The 16,873-nt window shown below is 46.9% G+C and carries 17 protein-coding genes; 6 read left to right on the top strand and 11 right to left on the bottom strand.

The genetic code is table 11. The features are described 5' to 3' along the window. Positions 1–6: 6 nt before the first annotated feature. The 6 genes from mnmE to rpmH form a co-directional block, all read right to left on the bottom strand. Entirely contained in the window at positions 7–1,371 is a 1,365-nt protein-coding gene (mnmE, locus tag CDA54_RS12950; protein ID WP_099035544.1) for a tRNA uridine-5-carboxymethylaminomethyl(34) synthesis GTPase MnmE, read from the bottom strand. 8 nt (positions 1,372–1,379) lie between these two features. Beyond that, positions 1,380–1,862 carry a YajQ family cyclic di-GMP-binding protein gene (locus tag CDA54_RS12945; protein ID WP_099035443.1) on the bottom strand — a complete coding sequence of 161 codons (483 nt, stop codon included), beginning with the start codon at positions 1,860–1,862 and terminating at the stop codon, positions 1,380–1,382. A 108-nt stretch (positions 1,863–1,970) separates the two neighbouring features. Then, positions 1,971–3,608, bottom strand: coding sequence for a membrane protein insertase YidC (yidC, locus tag CDA54_RS12940; protein WP_099035442.1), 1,638 nt, complete (start codon positions 3,606–3,608; stop codon positions 1,971–1,973). 6 nt (positions 3,609–3,614) lie between these two features. Then, positions 3,615–3,866 carry a membrane protein insertion efficiency factor YidD gene (gene yidD, locus CDA54_RS12935; RefSeq protein ID WP_099035441.1) on the bottom strand — a complete coding sequence of 84 codons (252 nt, stop codon included), beginning with the start codon at positions 3,864–3,866 and terminating at the stop codon, positions 3,615–3,617. After that, positions 3,833–4,189 carry a ribonuclease P protein component gene (rnpA, locus tag CDA54_RS12930; protein WP_099035440.1) on the bottom strand — a complete coding sequence of 119 codons (357 nt, stop codon included), beginning with the start codon at positions 4,187–4,189 and terminating at the stop codon, positions 3,833–3,835. The genes yidD and rnpA overlap by 34 nt, the downstream gene beginning before the upstream one ends. Before the next feature lie 14 nt (positions 4,190–4,203). After that, on the bottom strand, positions 4,204–4,338 hold the full coding sequence (gene rpmH / locus CDA54_RS12925) for a 50S ribosomal protein L34 (RefSeq protein ID WP_082633349.1): 135 nt from the start codon (positions 4,336–4,338) through the stop codon (positions 4,204–4,206). A 464-nt stretch (positions 4,339–4,802) separates the two neighbouring features. Between rpmH and dnaA the strand changes: the two genes are divergently transcribed. The 5 genes from dnaA to CDA54_RS12900 all read left to right on the top strand — a co-directional run bounded on the left by dnaA (position 4,803) and on the right by CDA54_RS12900 (position 11,664). Further along, a complete protein-coding gene (gene dnaA / locus CDA54_RS12920; RefSeq protein WP_425319651.1) occupies positions 4,803–6,218 on the top strand; it encodes a chromosomal replication initiator protein DnaA in 1,416 nt (471 codons plus the stop codon). Between the two features lie 20 nt (positions 6,219–6,238). After that, positions 6,239–7,342: a DNA polymerase III subunit beta gene (gene dnaN, locus CDA54_RS12915; RefSeq protein WP_099035439.1), complete on the top strand. Its 1,104-nt coding sequence runs from the start codon at positions 6,239–6,241 to the stop codon at positions 7,340–7,342. Between the two features lie 22 nt (positions 7,343–7,364). Continuing rightward, positions 7,365–8,453 carry a DNA replication/repair protein RecF gene (recF, locus tag CDA54_RS12910; RefSeq protein ID WP_099035438.1) on the top strand — a complete coding sequence of 363 codons (1,089 nt, stop codon included), beginning with the start codon at positions 7,365–7,367 and terminating at the stop codon, positions 8,451–8,453. A gap of 7 nt (positions 8,454–8,460) precedes the next feature. Further along, positions 8,461–10,878 (top strand): DNA topoisomerase (ATP-hydrolyzing) subunit B, encoded by a 2,418-nt coding sequence (gene gyrB / locus CDA54_RS12905; RefSeq protein WP_099035437.1) that lies wholly within the window; start codon positions 8,461–8,463, stop codon positions 10,876–10,878. Between the two features lie 300 nt (positions 10,879–11,178). Then, positions 11,179–11,664 carry a hypothetical protein gene (locus CDA54_RS12900; protein WP_099035436.1) on the top strand — a complete coding sequence of 162 codons (486 nt, stop codon included), beginning with the start codon at positions 11,179–11,181 and terminating at the stop codon, positions 11,662–11,664. Positions 11,665–11,746: 82 nt separating this feature from the next. Here the strand turns inward: CDA54_RS12900 and CDA54_RS12895 are convergent, their stop codons facing one another. From CDA54_RS12895 to glyQ, 3 genes are read right to left on the bottom strand one after another with little or no spacing between them, the layout of a single operon-like run. After that, positions 11,747–12,190 (bottom strand): early set domain-containing protein, encoded by a 444-nt coding sequence (locus tag CDA54_RS12895; RefSeq protein ID WP_099035435.1) that lies wholly within the window; start codon positions 12,188–12,190, stop codon positions 11,747–11,749. 52 nt (positions 12,191–12,242) lie between these two features. After that, entirely contained in the window at positions 12,243–14,309 is a 2,067-nt protein-coding gene (gene glyS, locus CDA54_RS12890; RefSeq protein ID WP_099035434.1) for a glycine--tRNA ligase subunit beta, read from the bottom strand. After that, positions 14,309–15,217, bottom strand: coding sequence for a glycine--tRNA ligase subunit alpha (gene glyQ / locus CDA54_RS12885; RefSeq protein ID WP_099035433.1), 909 nt, complete (start codon positions 15,215–15,217; stop codon positions 14,309–14,311). Before glyQ ends, glyS begins: the two co-directional genes overlap by 1 nt. A gap of 117 nt (positions 15,218–15,334) precedes the next feature. Between glyQ and CDA54_RS12880 the strand changes: the two genes are divergently transcribed. Then, positions 15,335–15,916: a DNA-3-methyladenine glycosylase I gene (locus tag CDA54_RS12880; protein ID WP_099035432.1), complete on the top strand. Its 582-nt coding sequence runs from the start codon at positions 15,335–15,337 to the stop codon at positions 15,914–15,916. On the opposite strand, the gene CDA54_RS12875 is transcribed toward CDA54_RS12880, so the two are convergent. Next, positions 15,886–16,353, bottom strand: a complete 468-nt coding sequence (locus CDA54_RS12875; protein WP_099035431.1) for a DUF2489 domain-containing protein — start codon at positions 16,351–16,353, stop codon at positions 15,886–15,888. The genes CDA54_RS12880 and CDA54_RS12875 overlap by 31 nt on opposite strands. Continuing rightward, a complete protein-coding gene (gene yihI / locus CDA54_RS12870) occupies positions 16,350–16,856 on the bottom strand; it encodes a Der GTPase-activating protein YihI (protein ID WP_099035430.1) in 507 nt (168 codons plus the stop codon). Before yihI ends, CDA54_RS12875 begins: the two co-directional genes overlap by 4 nt. Positions 16,857–16,873: the final 17 nt, after the last annotated feature.

Below are 16,873 nucleotides of genomic sequence, written 5' to 3'. Positions count from 1 at the left end.
GTCTGGCTATTTACCGATACAGAAACTGGAAAAAATTCTGCCCAGTAAATCATCAGAACTGAATTCTCCAGTGATTTCATTTAAGTGCTGCTGACACAGTCGCAGTTCTTCTGCCACCAATTCTCCGGCCTGATTATCCAGTAATTGGGTATACCCCTGTTGCAGATGCTCAAGGGCTTGTTCGAGGGCATCCAGATGGCGTCTTCTGGCAATAAAGCGCCCTTCTGATGCCGCATTGAATCCCATAGCATCTTTAAGATGAGTGGCGAGCAGGTCGATGCCGGTTTTGTGGCTGGCAGAGAGGCGTATTACCGTGTGATCTGAGTGCTTTTCCAGCCCTGGTGTTTCTCCGGACAAATCAATTTTATTTCGTATCACCGTCATTCTGATGCGTTCGGGAAGACGATCAACAAATTCCGGCCAGATTTTATGGGGGTCGGTCTCCTGGCTTTGTTGACTATCAAGCATAAACAAAACCATATCGGCTCTGTTTATTTCGTCCCAGGCGCGCTGAATACCTATCTGTTCCACTTTGTCGGGGCTGTCGCGCAGGCCTGCGGTGTCAATGATATGCAACGGCATGCCATCAATGTGAATATGTTCTTTGAGTACATCCCGGGTGGTACCGGCAATATCGGTGACAATGGCCGCGTCTTTTCCGGCTAATGCGTTGAGCAGACTGGATTTGCCGGCATTGGGGCGACCCGCAATCACCACCTGCATGCCTTCGCGCAGAATACTGCCCTGTCGTGCCTGATCCTGTACCTCTTGCAACTGGTCTATGATGGCTTCCAGATCGCCCTGTACTTTACCATCGCTGAGAAAGTCCACTTCCTCATCGGGAAAGTCGATGGCGGCCTCCACATAGATGCGCAGGTGGATAACCTGTTCCACCAGTGTATGTATCTGATTTGAGAACTCGCCCTGTAATGAACGAAGGGCGGAGCGGGCAGCCTGTTCTGAACTGGCGTCGATCAGATCAGCGATGGCTTCTGCCTGGGCAAGATCCAGTTTGTCATTCAGAAAGGCCCGTTCGCTGAACTCCCCGGGCCGCGCAAGGCGAATGTCATCAATATTAACAATGGCGCTGATCAGCATATCCATAACCACTTGCCCACCATGGCCCTGCAATTCCAGCACATCTTCTCCGGTAAAAGAGTTTGGCCCGCGGAAAAACAGGGCAATACCCTGATCGATGACCTTTCCGTGTTGATCATAAAAAGGCAGATATTCGGCTTTGCGTGCTGCTGGTGTGGTTCCCAGAATTTTTTCTGCTACCTCTGAGGCCCGGGTACCGGATACCCTTATTATCCCTACGCCCCCTCGGCCCGGAGCCGTAGCCTGGGCGACAATGGTTTGTTGTTGCGGCATAAGAGGCATTAGTCCCGAAAGTTATTAAACTGGAAAGGCTGACCGAGATTGGCTTCTTTAACCAGAGCAATGGCTTGTTGTAGATCATCCCGTTTCTTACCGTTGACGCGTACCTGGTCACCCTGGATGGCAGATTGCACTTTCACCTTACTTTCTTTTAGCAGCTTAATGATTTTTTTTGCCATGGATTGCTCGATGCCCTGACGAAACAACAATACCTGTTTGTAGGTTTTTCCAATATGCTCAACGTCTTTTTCTTCCAGTGCAGCTGTGTCCACGCCGCGCTTGGCACATTTGCCGCGCAGTATATCGAGCATTTGCTGAAGCTGAAAATCTGATGCTGCGGACATGGTTACCTGACCGTCTTTGAGTTCGAAACTGGCTTCAACACCACGAAAGTCAAAGCGGGTGTCCAGTTCCCGGTTAGCATTATCGACGGCATTTCTGACTTCAGTCTGGTCAATTTCTGAGACAATATCGAATGAGGGCATAGGAGCACTCCTTAAAGTAAGGTTCTGACAGGATTGATATTAAGGAATTTTAACTAACAGGAATAAAAAAGGCCCGTTTTAACGGGCCTTTTTACGCAATCATTCTGACTACTTAGTCTTCAGGCCCCGTTTTTCCATGGAGGCATAGATGAGCTTAGCCTGTACCAGAGTGATAACGTTACTGATAAGCCAGTACAGCACCAGCCCGGCCGGGAACCACAGAAAGAAGATGCTCATCATTACCGGCATAAATTGCATGATCTTCTGCTGCATGGGGTCCTGAATCGTCATAGGCTGCAGTTTCTGAATCAGGTACATGCTGGCGCCGGTCAATATCGGCAGCACAAAATAAGGGTCTTTGACGGACAAGTCCGTAATCCACAGGAAAAAGTCAGCATGGCGCAATTCCACACTTTCCAGTAATACCCAGTAGAGGGCCAGGAAGATGGGCATTTGCAGTAACAGCGGGAAACAGCCCCCCATAGGGTTTACTTTTTCCTTCTTGTACATTTCCATCATCGCCTGGGACATTTTCTGACGGTCATCGCCATATCTGTCTTTTAACGCCTTCATCTTGGGTTGCAGTGCCCGTAGCTTGGCCATGGACTCGTACTGCGCCTTGGTCAGGGGATACATCAGGCCTTTGACGAGAACGGTGATGATGACGATGGCCAGACCCCAGTTGGCGACCAGGCCATGGATGAACTTGAGCAGTGAAAACAGAGGCTGTGATAACCAAAACAGGAAACCGTAATCAACTGTTAAGTCCAGCCCATTGGCGAGTTCAGCCAGTTTTTCCTGGTCTTTGGCACCGGTATATAGGGTGCTGGACAGGGTTACTGTTTCGCCGGCTGCGACGCTCACCGGTGTACCGGTAAAACCAATGCTGGCATAACCGCCCGGTAGCAGACGACTATAGAGCGTATTTTGCTGTTCTTGCGGTGGAACCCAGGCGGCCACAAAATAGTGTTGCAACATGCCAACCCAACCCCCCGGCGTTGAGGTACGCAGGTTTTTATCGGCGATATCGTCAAAACTGTATTTAGTGTACCTGTCATCTTCCGTTGAATAGGCCGCGCCTCTATAGGTGGGCATAAACATACTGCCTTCTTCACCCATAGTGGTTTGCTTAAGCTGCGCATACTGTTGCAACTGAGCAACTTCAGAACCCTGGTTCTCTACGTGATAGTCAACCCGGATATGATGCTCTCCACGGGTAAAATTAAAGGTCTTGGTTACTTTCAGACCCTGTTCCGACTGCCATACCAGTGGTACTGTCAGCGTATCACCGCTCATCTCATATTCGGTGGCTTCAACCCGGTACATAGGACGCCCTGAGGCCGCACCGTCGGGTCCATCCTGACCAATCAAACCACTTTGTGCGATATGAAATATTCCAGGCTCAGAACTGAGCAGAACGAGACTCTCGTCACCACCTTGTTCTACCGGGAATTGTGGCAGTGCAGCAGAGATGACATCACCACCATGGGTGTCTATGCGGATGTCGAGGGTATCGGTTTTAACAAAAACCAGCTGGCCTTTCGCAGCGGCTTGCGGTGAAGGACCAGACGGATCGGCACTGGGTACATCCGCACGTTGTGCTGATGTGGTTGATGACGGACTTGATTCAGAACGTTGGCTGGCAGGTTCAACGGGTTGTGGAGCATAGTCCAGTTGCCATTGTTGCCAGAGTAAGAAGCTTACCAGGGCCAGACCGATGAGGAGAAAACTACGTTGGGATTCCATAACAGATTACTTATTCTCTTTGCTTCGGGACGGAACGGGATCAGACCCGCCCGGATGTAAAGGGTGGCATTTTAATATGCGTTTGATGCTTAACCAACAACCCATTATCACGCCATGTAATTTAATTGCTTCCACTGCATAGTGTGAGCAAGAGGGCTCGAACCGACATCTGGGCCCCAGTATAGGGGATATCCATCTTTGATACTGGCGTATTATCCAAATACTTATGGATTGCAGCGGTGACTGAGTTTTTTCCATAAGCGTTCCAGCAGAGTGAAAAGTTGTTGGTTGGATAATTGTGCCAGCCCGGTCTTGCCAACCACAACGATATCAGTTTTCGGCAATTGATGCTGATGCAGACGAAAACTTTCTCGTATCACTCTTTTCAGGCGATTGCGATCATGGGCTTTTCTTACCCGTTTTTTGGACAGGGTAATACCCAATCTTGGGTGAGAAAGCTGATTGGCTCTGGCAAGTAAAGTGAGTTGCGGGGAGACCGCTGGGATGGCTTGCTGGAAAACATTTTCGAAATGGGCGGGAGTAAGTAGCCTTAGCTCCCGAGAAAATTGATTTTCACCCACTTCGATAAATGCAATCAGGCTGATAGACGTGCACGGCCTTTAGCACGACGACTGGCAAGAACCTTACGGCCATTTTTTGTCGCCATGCGGGCACGAAAACCGTGTGAACGTTTACGCTTTAAATTACTTGGTTGAAATGTTCTTTTCATAACCTAGTCCGCCGCTGTTTATAACTTTAGTTAACATCCTGAACACCTGCATGGCGCTCAAAAAAGGACGCTGAATTCTAGAGACGAAGACGCCTTCTGTCAATGCTTTGTTTGCTCAGACTGATAATAAATTGAGCACTTTTATTGTATCAGTGGCAACACATTGTGTGTAACATTCTCGTTAATACGCATCTTATCCACAAAATGTCTTTTCAATAACGATAAACTGTTCAAATTTAACTCAGTTTTTATCCACCAGGCTATCCCGATGATAGCCACTAAACTTGTAGTTGAAGAAAAAATAATGGTATTAAAAACATAAAGATAGGTTTATTTAAAGCACAGAGCATAAATATGTAAAAGATCAAGATTGAAGTTGTGGATAAAGATCGGCAATAATTCATAGCGCTGCACTTCAGGCGAAAATCAAATTCTGGATTAAATACACTTTTAGATTGCAGAACATGGCGATGTGTTCTGTAGAGGTTTTTTTAATGGCTTTGTGGGAAGAATGTCTCGAACGGTTACAACAGGAGTTGCCCACACAACAGTTCAGTATGTGGATCCGGCCGCTTCAGGCACAACAGCAGGATTCAACATTGACACTTTTTGCTCCCAACCGGTTTGTGCTGGATTGGGTCAGGGATAAGTATATAGGACGGATTACCGAACTTTTTTCAGAGCTGTGCACCCCTGAGAAGATACCAACCCTGCATTTCGATGTGGGTATGGCGGGAAAGGCCACTGTGGGTGGCAATTCAGCGGAAAAAGAGCGCCAGGCACCTGTGCAATCTAGGCAGTCTTATCCTGTTAATGGGCCGCTGTCTGGTTCTGCTCCGGAACCTGTGAAAGTAGAGCATAAGAGTAATATAAACCGTACCTATACCTTTGATAACTTTGTTGAAGGTAAATCCAATCAGTTAGCCAGAGCTGCAGCGACCCAGGTCGCTGACAATCCCGGTGGCGCCTATAATCCCCTCTTTATCTATGGCGGTACGGGTCTGGGTAAAACTCATTTGCTGCATGCTGTGGGCAATGGTCTGCTTGCGCGTAATCGGGATGCAACAGTTGTTTATATGCATTCTGAACGATTCGTGCAGGATATGGTTAAAGCCTTGCAGAATAATGCGATTGAGGAGTTTAAGCGCTACTATCGCTCTGTTGATGCCCTGCTGATTGATGATATCCAGTTTTTTGCCAAGAAAGACCGTTCTCAGGAAGAGTTTTTTCATACCTTTAATGCTCTGCTCGAAGGTAATCAGCAAATTATACTGACTTCAGATCGGTATCCCAAAGAAATAGATGGTGTCGAGGATAGACTCAAGTCTCGGTTTGGGTGGGGGTTGACCATTGCTATTGAGCCTCCGGAGCTGGAAACGCGGGTAGCAATTTTAATGCGTAAAGCGCTCGAGAACCGTATCCAGCTGCCGGACGAAGTGGCGTTTTTTATCGCCAAGCGCCTGCGTTCTAATGTTCGGGAGCTAGAAGGTGCGCTGAACAGGGTAATTGCCAATGCGAATTTCACCGGGCGCCCCATAACTATCGATTTTGTCAGAGAAGCTCTCCGGGATTTGTTGGCCTTACAGGAAAAACTCGTCACCATAGATAACATACAGAAAACGGTAGCTGAATATTATAAGATAAAGGTCGCAGATGTACTTTCTAAGCGCCGTAGTCGCAGTGTAGCGAGGCCCAGACAAGTGGCTATGGCATTGGCAAAGGAACTGACCAATCACAGTCTGCCGGAGATTGGAGACGCGTTTGGTGGCAGAGACCATACAACTGTACTGCATGCTTGCAGAAAGATTGCTCAACTTCGTGAAGAGAGTCATGATATTAAAGAAGATTACCAAAATCTTATTCGCACACTGTCGTCTTAAAAAATAATAACGAGTCGCTCATGAAATTTACAATTAGCAGGGAAAACTTCTTACAACCTTTGCAGCTGGTTGCCGGAGCCGTCGAGAGGAGGCATACACTACCCATACTCTCCAATGTGCTTATTAAGGTAAGTGAGGGCACACTTTGGCTGACGGGTACAGATTTAGAGGTGGAATTAATTTCTAACGTGGCCCTCAGTGGTGATTTCGAAGACGGTGAGGTTACAGTGCCGGCAAAGAAATTATTAGATATTTGCAAGGGTTTTACCGATAACAGTGAAATTCTGTTTGCCCTCGATGGTAGTAAGGCCATTCTCAAGGCTGGACGCGGAAAATACTCGTTATCTACTTTACCTGCCGAAGAGTACCCAAATCTCGAGGACTGGCAGGGCGAGGTGGAATTTGAAATATCACAGGCTAACCTTAAGCGTTTGATCGACAGTACGCATTTTTCTATGGCGCAGCAGGATGTTCGCTATTATCTGAACGGTATGTCTTTTGAAACGGAGCCTAACCTGATCCGTACTGTTGCAACAGATGGGCACCGTCTTGCTTTGTGTCGCATCGCTTATGAAGACGGTAATCTCCCTGAGCGTCAGGTTATTGTGCCCCGTAAGGGAGTGATGGAAATCTCTCGTCTAATCGAAGACGAAGATAAACCTCTGAAAGTACAGATCGGTTCAAATCACATCCGTATCTTCTCTACCGAATTTATTTTTACCAGCAAGCTGGTTGATGGACGCTTTCCTGATTATCGCCGGGTACTTCCGAAAGAGGGCGATAAAACAGTGTTATCTTCTAAAGAAACGCTGAAGCAGGCTTTTTCCAGAGTGTCTATTCTGTCTAACGAAAAATTTCGGGGTGTCCGTTTAAATCTGGCAAGTGGCGAATTAAAGCTCACCGCGAATAACCCGGAACAGGAAGAAGCAGAAGAAGTAGTAGATGTTGATTACCAGGGTGATAGCCTTGAAATAGGCTTTAATGTCGCCTACCTGATTGATGTGCTCAATGCGTTATCTTCCGAGAAAGTAAAGCTGACGATGTCAGACTCAAACAACAGCGCGTTGATTGAAGATGCTGCAGATGATTCTGCGTTGTACGTTATCATGCCCATGAGACTTTGATTCTAACGTTGCGAAGATCCTTATGAGGCTGGACGATGTCCAGATTAGCCAGTTCAGAAATCTGTCGGATGTAAGAATACATCCGGCTACTGATCTGAATTTGATAATTGGTGATAACGGAAGTGGTAAATCATCTGTTCTTGAAGCCATACACTATCTGGGCTTCGGGCGGTCTTTCCGTACTCTTAAGCATACCCATGTGATCAATAAAGAGTCACAACATTTCACTCTGTTCTGCCGAGCCACAGATGAAAGCGGGACCACGGTTAAACTTGGGTATCAGAGAAACCGTATCGGCGAACCCGTGATAAAGGCAAATGGAGAGGTTCTGAATAGAGTATCCGAGCTTGCCAGGTTGTTTCCGGTTCAGCTATTTATGCCAAACAGCAGTGATGTCATTACAGGCGCACCAAGAATGCGAAGACGTTTTCTTGATTGGGGTGTGTTCCACGTGGAACATGGCTTTCTCCGCGCTTCTGTAACGTACCAGAACCTACTCAGGCAAAGTAATGCTCTGTTGAGAAAGAAGTCATTGTCAAAGGATGATATGTTGGACTACTGGCTTTGTAAGCTAGGTGATGCCGGTGAGGTGCTTGACCGGTACAGAAAAGCGTTCTTTTTAAGCCTTAAACCCTATCTAATCGCTAATCTTGGAGAATTTCTACCTGAGTTTTGCTTCGAAATCTCGTATCATAGCGGCTGGGATAGCGATAATAAACTTTCAGATGTTCTGCATCTTCAACAGGAAAAGGACAGGCGATTCGGGCATGTTTCAAGCGGCCCACATAAAGCAGATCTGCGCCTGAAGGCAGATGGTGTTTCGGCACATGAGGTGTTGTCCAGGGGGCAATTGAGAATGCTGATGGCTGCATTGCTGTTAGCACAATCACAGCTCCTACATCGTCTAAAGAGCCGCTCATGTGTTTTCCTGTTAGATGACATAGGTGCAGAGCTTGACGAAGAGAAGAGAAAAGTTTTTGTCGATGCATTATTAAAGACATCGGCTCAAGTGTTCATTACGGCAATTGACAAACAACAAGTTAGTTTCGTAGAGAACTATAAAGACATAAAAGTGTTTCACGTGGAACATGGCCAGGTGAGAGAGGAGTAAAAACAGAATGTCTGACAACACGTATGATTCGTCCAGTATCAAGGTCCTGAAAGGACTTGATGCGGTGCGCAAACGTCCCGGTATGTATATCGGTGATACTGATGACGGTACGGGCTTGCACCATATGGTGTTTGAAATCGTTGATAACTCAATCGATGAAGCTCTGGGGGGACATTGTTCAGATATTCGCGTGACAATCCATACCGACGGCTCCGTGGGTGTCAGAGATGATGGTCGTGGAATACCTACTGAGATCCATGAAGAAGAGGGGGTCTCGGCTGCAGAAGTTATCATGACAGTTCTGCATGCAGGCGGAAAGTTTGATGATAACTCGTACAAAGTATCTGGTGGCCTTCACGGTGTAGGTGTATCAGTCGTGAACGCGCTGTCAGAGAAACTCCTGATGCGTATCAGACGCAATGGAAAAATATTCGAGCAGGAATACCATCATGGTGTGCCACAAGCTCCCCTTAAGCAAATGGGAGACACTGATGAAAAAGGTACGGCGATTCGATTCTGGCCAAGCCCTGCAACTTTTACCAACATAGAATTCCACTACGATATATTGGCTAAGCGCCTGCGTGAATTATCATTTTTGAATTCTGGTGTGTCGATCATTCTTCTTGATGAACGCGATGGTAAAACAGATCATTTTTGTTATGAGGGAGGAACGAAGGCCTTTGTCCAGTACCTCAATCAGAACAAGACCCCTGTTCATCAGAAGGCTTTCCACTTCCTCACCGAACGCGATGACGGTATCAGTGTTGAAGTGGCTATGCAGTGGAATGATAGCTTTCAGGAAAACATATACTGTTTTACCAATAATATCCCACAAAGAGACGGTGGCTCACATTTGGCCGGATTCAGGGGCGCGCTGACAAGAACACTGAATACCTTTATGGAAAATGAAGGGCTGAACAAAAAAGCGAAAACAAATGCCAGTGGTGATGACGCGAGAGAAGGTCTTACGGCGGTTGTTTCTGTTAAAGTTCCAGACCCGAAATTCTCTTCACAGACCAAAGATAAGCTCGTTTCTTCAGAAGTCAGACCGGCTGTTGAAACCGCTATGAATGAGAAACTCCAGGAGTTTTTGCTGGAGAACCCATCTGATGCGAAAGTCATCGTATCTAAAATCATTGACGCAGCAAGAGCCAGGGAAGCCGCCAGAAAAGCCAGAGAAATGACCCGTAGAAAGGGCGCACTCGATTTAGCGGGTTTGCCGGGCAAACTGGCCGATTGTCAGGAAAAAGATCCTGCCCTTTCAGAACTATATATAGTGGAGGGTGACTCTGCAGGAGGTTCTGCTAAGCAGGGCAGAAACAGAAAGAATCAGGCTATACTGCCTCTTAAAGGTAAAATCCTGAATGTCGAGAAGGCACGTTTTGACAAAATGTTGTCATCACAGGAAGTGGCTACCCTGATTACAGCATTGGGCTGTGGCATTGGCCGGGATGAATATGATCCGGATAAGTTGAGATACCACAGCATTATTATCATGACCGATGCGGATGTTGATGGTTCTCATATCCGTACTTTGCTTCTGACTTTCTTTTACCGGCAGATGCCGGAGATTATAGAGCGTGGTCATGTGTATATTGCTCAGCCGCCACTATACAAAATGAAGAAGGGCAAACAAGAGCAGTATATTAAAGATGATCCTGCCTTGACTGCCTATCTGACATCCATGGCGTTAGATAATGCGGCTCTGCACGTTAATCCTGACGCACCGGCGATTACAGGTGTTGCATTGGAGTCTCTGGTTAAGCTTTATCAAAGTACCGTTGCGATGATCGACAGAATCAGTCGTATTATGCCTAAGAACCTGCTTAATCGTCTGGTCTACACGGATGTTCTCACGCTGGAAGATCTCGACAATTCCACAAAGCTGGATAACCTGGGTAAGGTTCTGGTGGAGAGACTGGAAGAATTCGAAAACGATGGGGCGCTCTACAGTTACCACATTCGCGAAGATAAAGAGCGTGGCAACAACTATGTGGCCATCATAATTCGCCAGCACGGTATTGATACTGAATACCGGTTAGATCATGATTTCATCGATTCAACGGAATACAAACGAATCAGAGAGTTAAACCTTGCTATCAATGGTTTGATTGAGGAAGGAGGCTATGTTGCAAGGGGTGAAAAGACCCAGCCGATTCAGTATTTCGAAGAAGCCTTAGACTGGTTACTGACCGAATCAAAACGTGGCGTCTATGTGCAGCGTTATAAGGGTTTGGGTGAGATGAACCCTAATCAGTTGTGGGAAACAACGATGGACCCGGAAGGACGCAGAATGTTGCAGGTTACCATTGAGGACGCTATCGGAGCTGATCAGCTCTTTACCACACTGATGGGAGATCAGGTTGAGCCTCGTCGTGCCTTTATAGAAGCAAATGCACTGAGGGTGGCTAACCTGGACGTATAGTATAGTCTCTGTGGGTTCTCATAATCCCTGATAGTAATTATCACATGCGTGAAAATTATTATCAGAAACCCTGAAAATGAAGGGCCACCCCGGATAGGGTGGCCTTTTTTGTATCAGGACAGTAAGGTAAGACTGGTACTATCTGATAATTATCTTACTAGTGAAAGTGTGCATGATAACCTGATAACTCATTGTTTTTATTGAGATAAATATGAGTGGCATCTGATTTCACCACTGGCTTTACGACTAAACTGAAAAGACTATACTCTACAGCTTGGGGCTATAAAAAAAGCAAAAGACATGAACAGTAAATCGCTAAGCATAAGTGCCATTTTACTAATAATTTTTCTCTCTGCTAATGTGAGCGCAAAAGACTGTGAACAAGAGAAAATGACGCTCAAAGAGTGGATTGAGTTTGATAGTACATATAAAAATTATCAAATCCCCAAAGACATCTTAGACAGCAACGCATGCTTAGTTAAGCCACCCAAACCAGGGCTCGTTTCGGAAGAACTAGAAATTTACAGACAAGACGATGTGTTCAATGAAATTAGGCGGCACCTTGATAAGAATATCAACAGACCGGTTTCTCGCGATGATATACCCAAAATACTAGAGAATCTGTCTGAGAAATACGATGTCTTTCTGGAGAATCCTTGCACTTTTCCATTTGATGAAAAAGTTTGCAGGAGCAAAGAAATGCTATTAGTCGCTTTTCGAACTGACCCACTTACATCTTCCGGAAGGGCGTTTTCAGCGATGGATCTGATGCAATTCGTTGATTAAAACCCTTAGTAGAAAAAACCGGGCCAAGCCCGGTTTTTTATATTATCAATAGCTTAAATTTTATCTATGATGCTGAAATTGGTCATTTCTTACGTCTTATTCTGACTGTCGGAGATTGCACATCATTGAAATCGATAAAGAACTGATAGATCCCGGTTTCCTTTGGGGTAAATTTAAAGTTGTTGTTGATCGCATAACAATCGGCGTCAACACTGCGGTTTAATCTGACAACTTCATCTGTCTCTTTTTCTGCGTATCCACAATTTGCGCCTTTAGACCAGTCTGCATCGGCAATCCTGAAGTCATAAGGTTGTCCATCAGCAATAAGCTCTATTTCTGCAGTGTAGAGTCGTTCACTGACCTTATAAAGTTTGTATGCCTCTTCCGCTTCCCACCAGTTGAAAACGCCTCGTAAGTAAAGTTCGTCTGGCGGATCTGCCGGAGCTATCACCTGCGGCAGGGAAGAACAGGCTGTTACTAAAAAGAGTAGAAACAGCTGGACTGTTTTTCTGCAAAGATTATTCATTTTATTGTCCTGAAAAAAGCTTTACCGTCCCTGGCCGATCTCTATCCGATGTTTAGTTAAGTACCGAAATGTCTGCCACCTGAAGAAACAGACTTCTTAGTTTTTGTAACAGGGCAAGTCTGTTATTTCTTAACCGCTCATCTTCAGCCATCACCATCACCTGGTCAAAGAAGTCATCGACGACCTGATGTAATGCAGATAATTTTTCCAGTACCAACTTATAATCGAGTCTCGCCATTGCGTCTGCAACGTCCTGTTCCGTGCGTTGCAGATGCTGAGCCAGATCCACCTCTGCCTTCTCGCTGAGCAGGTCAGGGTTAACAGGAGCTTTGCTTTCATGGGCATTCTTCGCCAGGATATTCGCCACTCTTTTGTTCGCCGCAGCAAGAGCAAGGGCACTATCCAGAGACTTAAAGTGCTGAACTGCCCGAATTCGTGCATCAAAATCCAACGGCGACGTGGGTTGTCGACTGAGTACAGCCTGAACCACATCGGTTTCTATGCCTTGCTCCTGGTACCACGCTCTGAAGCGGCCGAGAACAAATTCGAGAACCTGCTGTTTTACGTTTTTATTGGTTAGTATGTCACCGAATGTATCCATGGAATGGTCAATAAGCACGGCTAAATCCAGCGCCAGTTTCTTTTCCACACAAATACGCAATAAGCCAATGGCGGCACGTCGCAATGCAAACGGGTCCTTGTCGCCCTTAGGTAACTGGCCAATACCAAATATTCCAACCAGGGTATCAAGCTTGTCGGCTAGAGCTACAGCACAGCTGACAGGGGAGTCCGGAAGAGTATCTCCTGAAAAGCGGGGAAGATACTGAGCACCAATTGCCGTCGCAATTTCAGTATGCTCTGAGTCATGAATCGCATAGTGTTCCCCCATAGTTCCCTGAACTTCGGGGAATTCCATCACCATTTGCGTCATCAGATCTGCTTTGGACAGCAATCCGGCCCGATAAGCGAACTTTGGTTCGGCTCCCAGTTCCCTGGCAACAGACTGCGCCAATGACGCAATGCGTTGCGCCTTGTCTTTCAATGAACCCAGTTGCTTCTGAAATAACACCGTTTCCAGGCTATCCAGGCGGCTTTCCAGAGACTGCTTTTTGTCAGTGTTAAAAAAGAATTCAGCATCAGCAAGGCGCGGCCTGATAACGCGTTCATTGCCGTTTACAATCTGTTCAGGGTCTTTGCTGTCAATATTTGTTACAAAGGCAAAAACAGGCAGTAACTGACCATCAGAGGTGAGCAAAGGGAAGTATTTCTGATCGCCTTTCATGGTGTAAATCAGCGCCTCTTTGGGCACCTGCAAAAAGTCTTTGTCAAACTCAGCTGTCAGTACTACCGGCCATTCTACCAGTGCAGTCACTTCATCCAGCAGATCCTCATCGACTTCTATTTTTGCATTGTGTGCTTCAGCCACGCGCTGCAGACCCTGTTGAATGGTATTGCGCCGTTGATCAAAATCAGCGATTACGTAAGCCTCTTTGAGACAAGACACGTAGTCGGAAGCCTGTTTAAGTTCAACGGGCTGAGGATGATGAAAGCGATGCCCCTGGAGCTGCTGTGAAGCCTTAATGCCGAACAACTCACCGGCAATCAGCTGATCGCCATAAAGCATGCACAGAGTATGCACCGGACGAATAAAGGGATGCTCACTATTACCCCAGCGCATCATTTTGGGAACGGGCAAAGCAGACAACGCACTTTTCACCAATGCAGGCAGCAATTCAGGAAGCGCCTGACCTTTGACTTCAGCCTGATATACCAGCCATTCCCCTTTGTCTGTCTTGAGCCTGTCAGCATCGGCAGGGGCAATTCCCAAACCCTTTGCCCAACCCTGCGCAGCCTTTGTGGGATTGCCCTCATCATCGAAAGCGGCGCGTACCGCAGGGCCGCGCTTTTCTACGGTTTTATCCTGCTGCAGGTAGTCTAATCCGCTCACGTATACGGCTAACCGACGGGGAGAGGCATAGAAGCGTGAATCGGTGAATGTCAGTTCTGCTTTATTAAGGCCGTTGCTGATAAGTTCACAAAATGCCTGTCCGAGTTTCCTGAGCGTTTTCGGGGGTAACTCTTCGGTGCCGATTTCCACTAACAGATCATCCTGGCGCATCAAACCACCTCCTGTTTACATAAAGGGAAGCCAAGTGCCTGACGGGCTTCATAGAAGCTATTCGCACACTCTTTCGCCAGTGCCCGGACCCTGAGAATATAGCGCTGACGTTCAGTAACCGAAATAGCGTGTCTGGCATCGAGCAGGTTAAACGCATGGGAGGCCTTCATTACCTGTTCATATGCCGGCAACGCCAGGCCTGCTTCGATTAACTTCTGACTATCCTGTTCACATTGGTCAAAGGTCCTGAACAACGCCTGTACATCAGCATGCTCGAAGTTATAGGCTGACTGCTCGACTTCATTCTGGTGAAAAACGTCTCTGTAGGTGATTTTACCCATAGGACCGTCTGTCCAGACCAGGTCATAAATACTGTCGACGCCCTGAATATACATGGCCAGTCGCTCCAGACCATAAGTAATTTCGCCGGTTACCGGTTTGCATTCGAGACCGCCAACCTGCTGAAAGTAGGTAAACTGGGTGACTTCCATACCATTGAGCCATACTTCCCAGCCCAGACCCCAGGCGCCAAGAGTAGGGGATTCCCAGTTATCTTCGACAAAGCGGATATCATGCACCAGTGGATCGAAGCCCATTTCCACAAGGGAACCAAGATAAAGTTCCTGTATATTCTTTGGTGAAGGTTTGAGCATGACCTGAAACTGGTAATAATGCTGCAGTCGGTTGGGATTTTCGCCATAGCGGCCGTCAGTGGGCCGTCTGCAGGGTTGCACATAGGCACTACTGATGGGTTCCGGGCCGATAGCCCGTAAAAACGTCATAGGGTGAAAGGTACCTGCACCGACTTCCATATCTAATGGTTGTATGATGACGCATCCCTGACGCGCCCAGTAGTCCTGCAGGGCGAGTATCAGCCCCTGAAAGGTCTTGATGTCAAATTTTTGCATAACATCCCGATTTGCTGGTGATTGCGGAAAAATGCTGCCAAGTATACCTTTTGCAGTGTTGTGAATGTAGGCTAAATTGCAGACAAAAGTTTATCTTAGGTTGATTTAGGAGGAAATATGTCAGATCCACGTCGATGTCACTGGGTAACTCAGGATCCGCTGTATCTGGAATACCATGACAATGTCTGGGGCCGACCAGTGAGTGATGCCAGGGAACTGTTTGCCAAGTTATGTCTGGATGGCCAGCAAGCCGGTCTGAGCTGGCTTACGATACTCAAAAAACAAGCCAACTATGAGTTGGCGTTCGATCATTTCGATGCCGATAAGATTGCCCGATTCGATGAGCATGATATACAAAGACTGATGCAAAATGCTGGCATTGTCAGGAACCGGCTGAAAATTGAATCGATTATCAGAAATGCGAGGGCCTACGTAGCCATGAGCGAAAAGGGTATCGATTTCAGCGATTTCATCTGGCATTTCACCGGGGGGCACACAGTCCGGAACGCCTGGCAGTTACCTGAACAGGTTCCTGTTACAACTGACGCCTCTGACGCCATGTCCAGATCATTGAAAAAGCAGGGCTTCAATTTTGTTGGTAGCACTATCTGCTATGCATTTATGCAGGCAGTGGGGATGGTTAATGACCATCTGACGGACTGCCATTGCTATGAGGAGGTGTCTGCACTGGGCAGATGATTCTGCATCAGCTGTTCTGCTTCCCTGAGAATCTTTGATTCGAGTTCAGCTTCGTGCTGTTCTCTTTCCTGTTCCATCTTACGTTTTTCAGGTTTGGGCAGAGCCTTCCAGGCTTCATGAGTCGGCATATGTCTTATGCGTGCATACAGCTCGTGAATAGCTGGATAGGTATCTGGATAGTGACGTTCATCATCCATATGATCTAACAATACACAGAGCCTGATACTGGCCTCAGATAACGAACATTGCTGTTGAGTCACAGCCATGGAAATCGTGTAGATACTCTCGTCCAGATAACTGCGACGAGCAGATTGTTTGCTATGTCTGGACTTGTTCTGAAGGTGCAGTAAATACAGTAATCTGCCTGCGTAAAAAGCCAGACCAACAATGATCAGGCCGCCTGTTATCAGCAGCGCCAATTGCAGTGACGTCATCATTTATGATCTTTTATATCGCTGTTCATAAATTTATCCAGTAATGCATCTTCTTCATTGTCAGGATTACGGCGATGTTGTGGTTTCGGATCGCTATTGCCCTCACTGGTGCTGTCGATGTCCAATAGCTCACACAACTGACGATGACGTGCCAGTTTTTGATCCACATATTGTTGATCTTCGGCGCTAAGACTTTGCTCCTGCTCAATTTTGTCCAGCAGGTCTTCGAGTCGCGAGTCCTGCTCAATGGCTGCCAACTCTTTTGCCGGAGAAAAGAATTTCTGTTGGGTTTTATGCTTCGTTTCAGAAACCTGCAACTGCACAGGCTTCTTGCTACCCAGCCGTGGATCGGCTTTTGCGTTATGGTTTTGCGACGTTGATTTGTCAGCGGGCTCGCTGTGACGGCTGCCTGGCGCATGGCCTTTGTGTTTTCTGGACTTCTTATCTGCAATATTTGCCTGATGGGCCTTTTCTGATATTCGTTTTGTTCTTGGAGCTTTAGCCATGGTATTTCACTCTGACA

Source organism: Lacimicrobium alkaliphilum (assembly GCF_002591895.1).
GTDB lineage: Bacteria > Pseudomonadota > Gammaproteobacteria > Enterobacterales > Alteromonadaceae > Lacimicrobium > Lacimicrobium alkaliphilum.
Note: the sequence above shows the minus strand (reverse complement) of the source record. Positions and strands in the feature narration are given on the sequence as shown.

Bases quoted from the DNA above. Each gene is read 5' to 3' on its own strand.
- mnmE (WP_099035544.1), bottom strand. From the start codon at position 1,371: ATGCCGCAACAACAAACCATTGTCGCCCAGGCTACGGCTCCGGGCCGA.
- CDA54_RS12945 (WP_099035443.1), bottom strand. From the start codon at position 1,862: ATGCCCTCATTCGATATTGTCTCAGAAATTGACCAGACTGAAGTCAGA.
- yidC (WP_099035442.1), bottom strand. From the start codon at position 3,608: ATGGAATCCCAACGTAGTTTTCTCCTCATCGGTCTGGCCCTGGTAAGC.
- yidD (WP_099035441.1), bottom strand. From the start codon at position 3,866: ATGGAAAAAACTCAGTCACCGCTGCAATCCATAAGTATTTGGATAATA.
- rpmH (WP_082633349.1), bottom strand. From the start codon at position 4,338: ATGAAAAGAACATTTCAACCAAGTAATTTAAAGCGTAAACGTTCACAC.
- dnaA (WP_425319651.1), top strand. From the start codon at position 4,803: ATGGCGATGTGTTCTGTAGAGGTTTTTTTAATGGCTTTGTGGGAAGAA.
- dnaN (WP_099035439.1), top strand. From the start codon at position 6,239: ATGAAATTTACAATTAGCAGGGAAAACTTCTTACAACCTTTGCAGCTG.
- recF (WP_099035438.1), top strand. From the start codon at position 7,365: ATGAGGCTGGACGATGTCCAGATTAGCCAGTTCAGAAATCTGTCGGAT.
- gyrB (WP_099035437.1), top strand. From the start codon at position 8,461: ATGTCTGACAACACGTATGATTCGTCCAGTATCAAGGTCCTGAAAGGA.
- CDA54_RS12900 (WP_099035436.1), top strand. From the start codon at position 11,179: ATGAACAGTAAATCGCTAAGCATAAGTGCCATTTTACTAATAATTTTT.
- CDA54_RS12895 (WP_099035435.1), bottom strand. From the start codon at position 12,190: ATGAATAATCTTTGCAGAAAAACAGTCCAGCTGTTTCTACTCTTTTTA.
- glyS (WP_099035434.1), bottom strand. From the start codon at position 14,309: ATGCGCCAGGATGATCTGTTAGTGGAAATCGGCACCGAAGAGTTACCC.
- glyQ (WP_099035433.1), bottom strand. From the start codon at position 15,217: ATGCAAAAATTTGACATCAAGACCTTTCAGGGGCTGATACTCGCCCTG.
- CDA54_RS12880 (WP_099035432.1), top strand. From the start codon at position 15,335: ATGTCAGATCCACGTCGATGTCACTGGGTAACTCAGGATCCGCTGTAT.
- CDA54_RS12875 (WP_099035431.1), bottom strand. From the start codon at position 16,353: ATGATGACGTCACTGCAATTGGCGCTGCTGATAACAGGCGGCCTGATC.
- yihI (WP_099035430.1), bottom strand. From the start codon at position 16,856: ATGGCTAAAGCTCCAAGAACAAAACGAATATCAGAAAAGGCCCATCAG.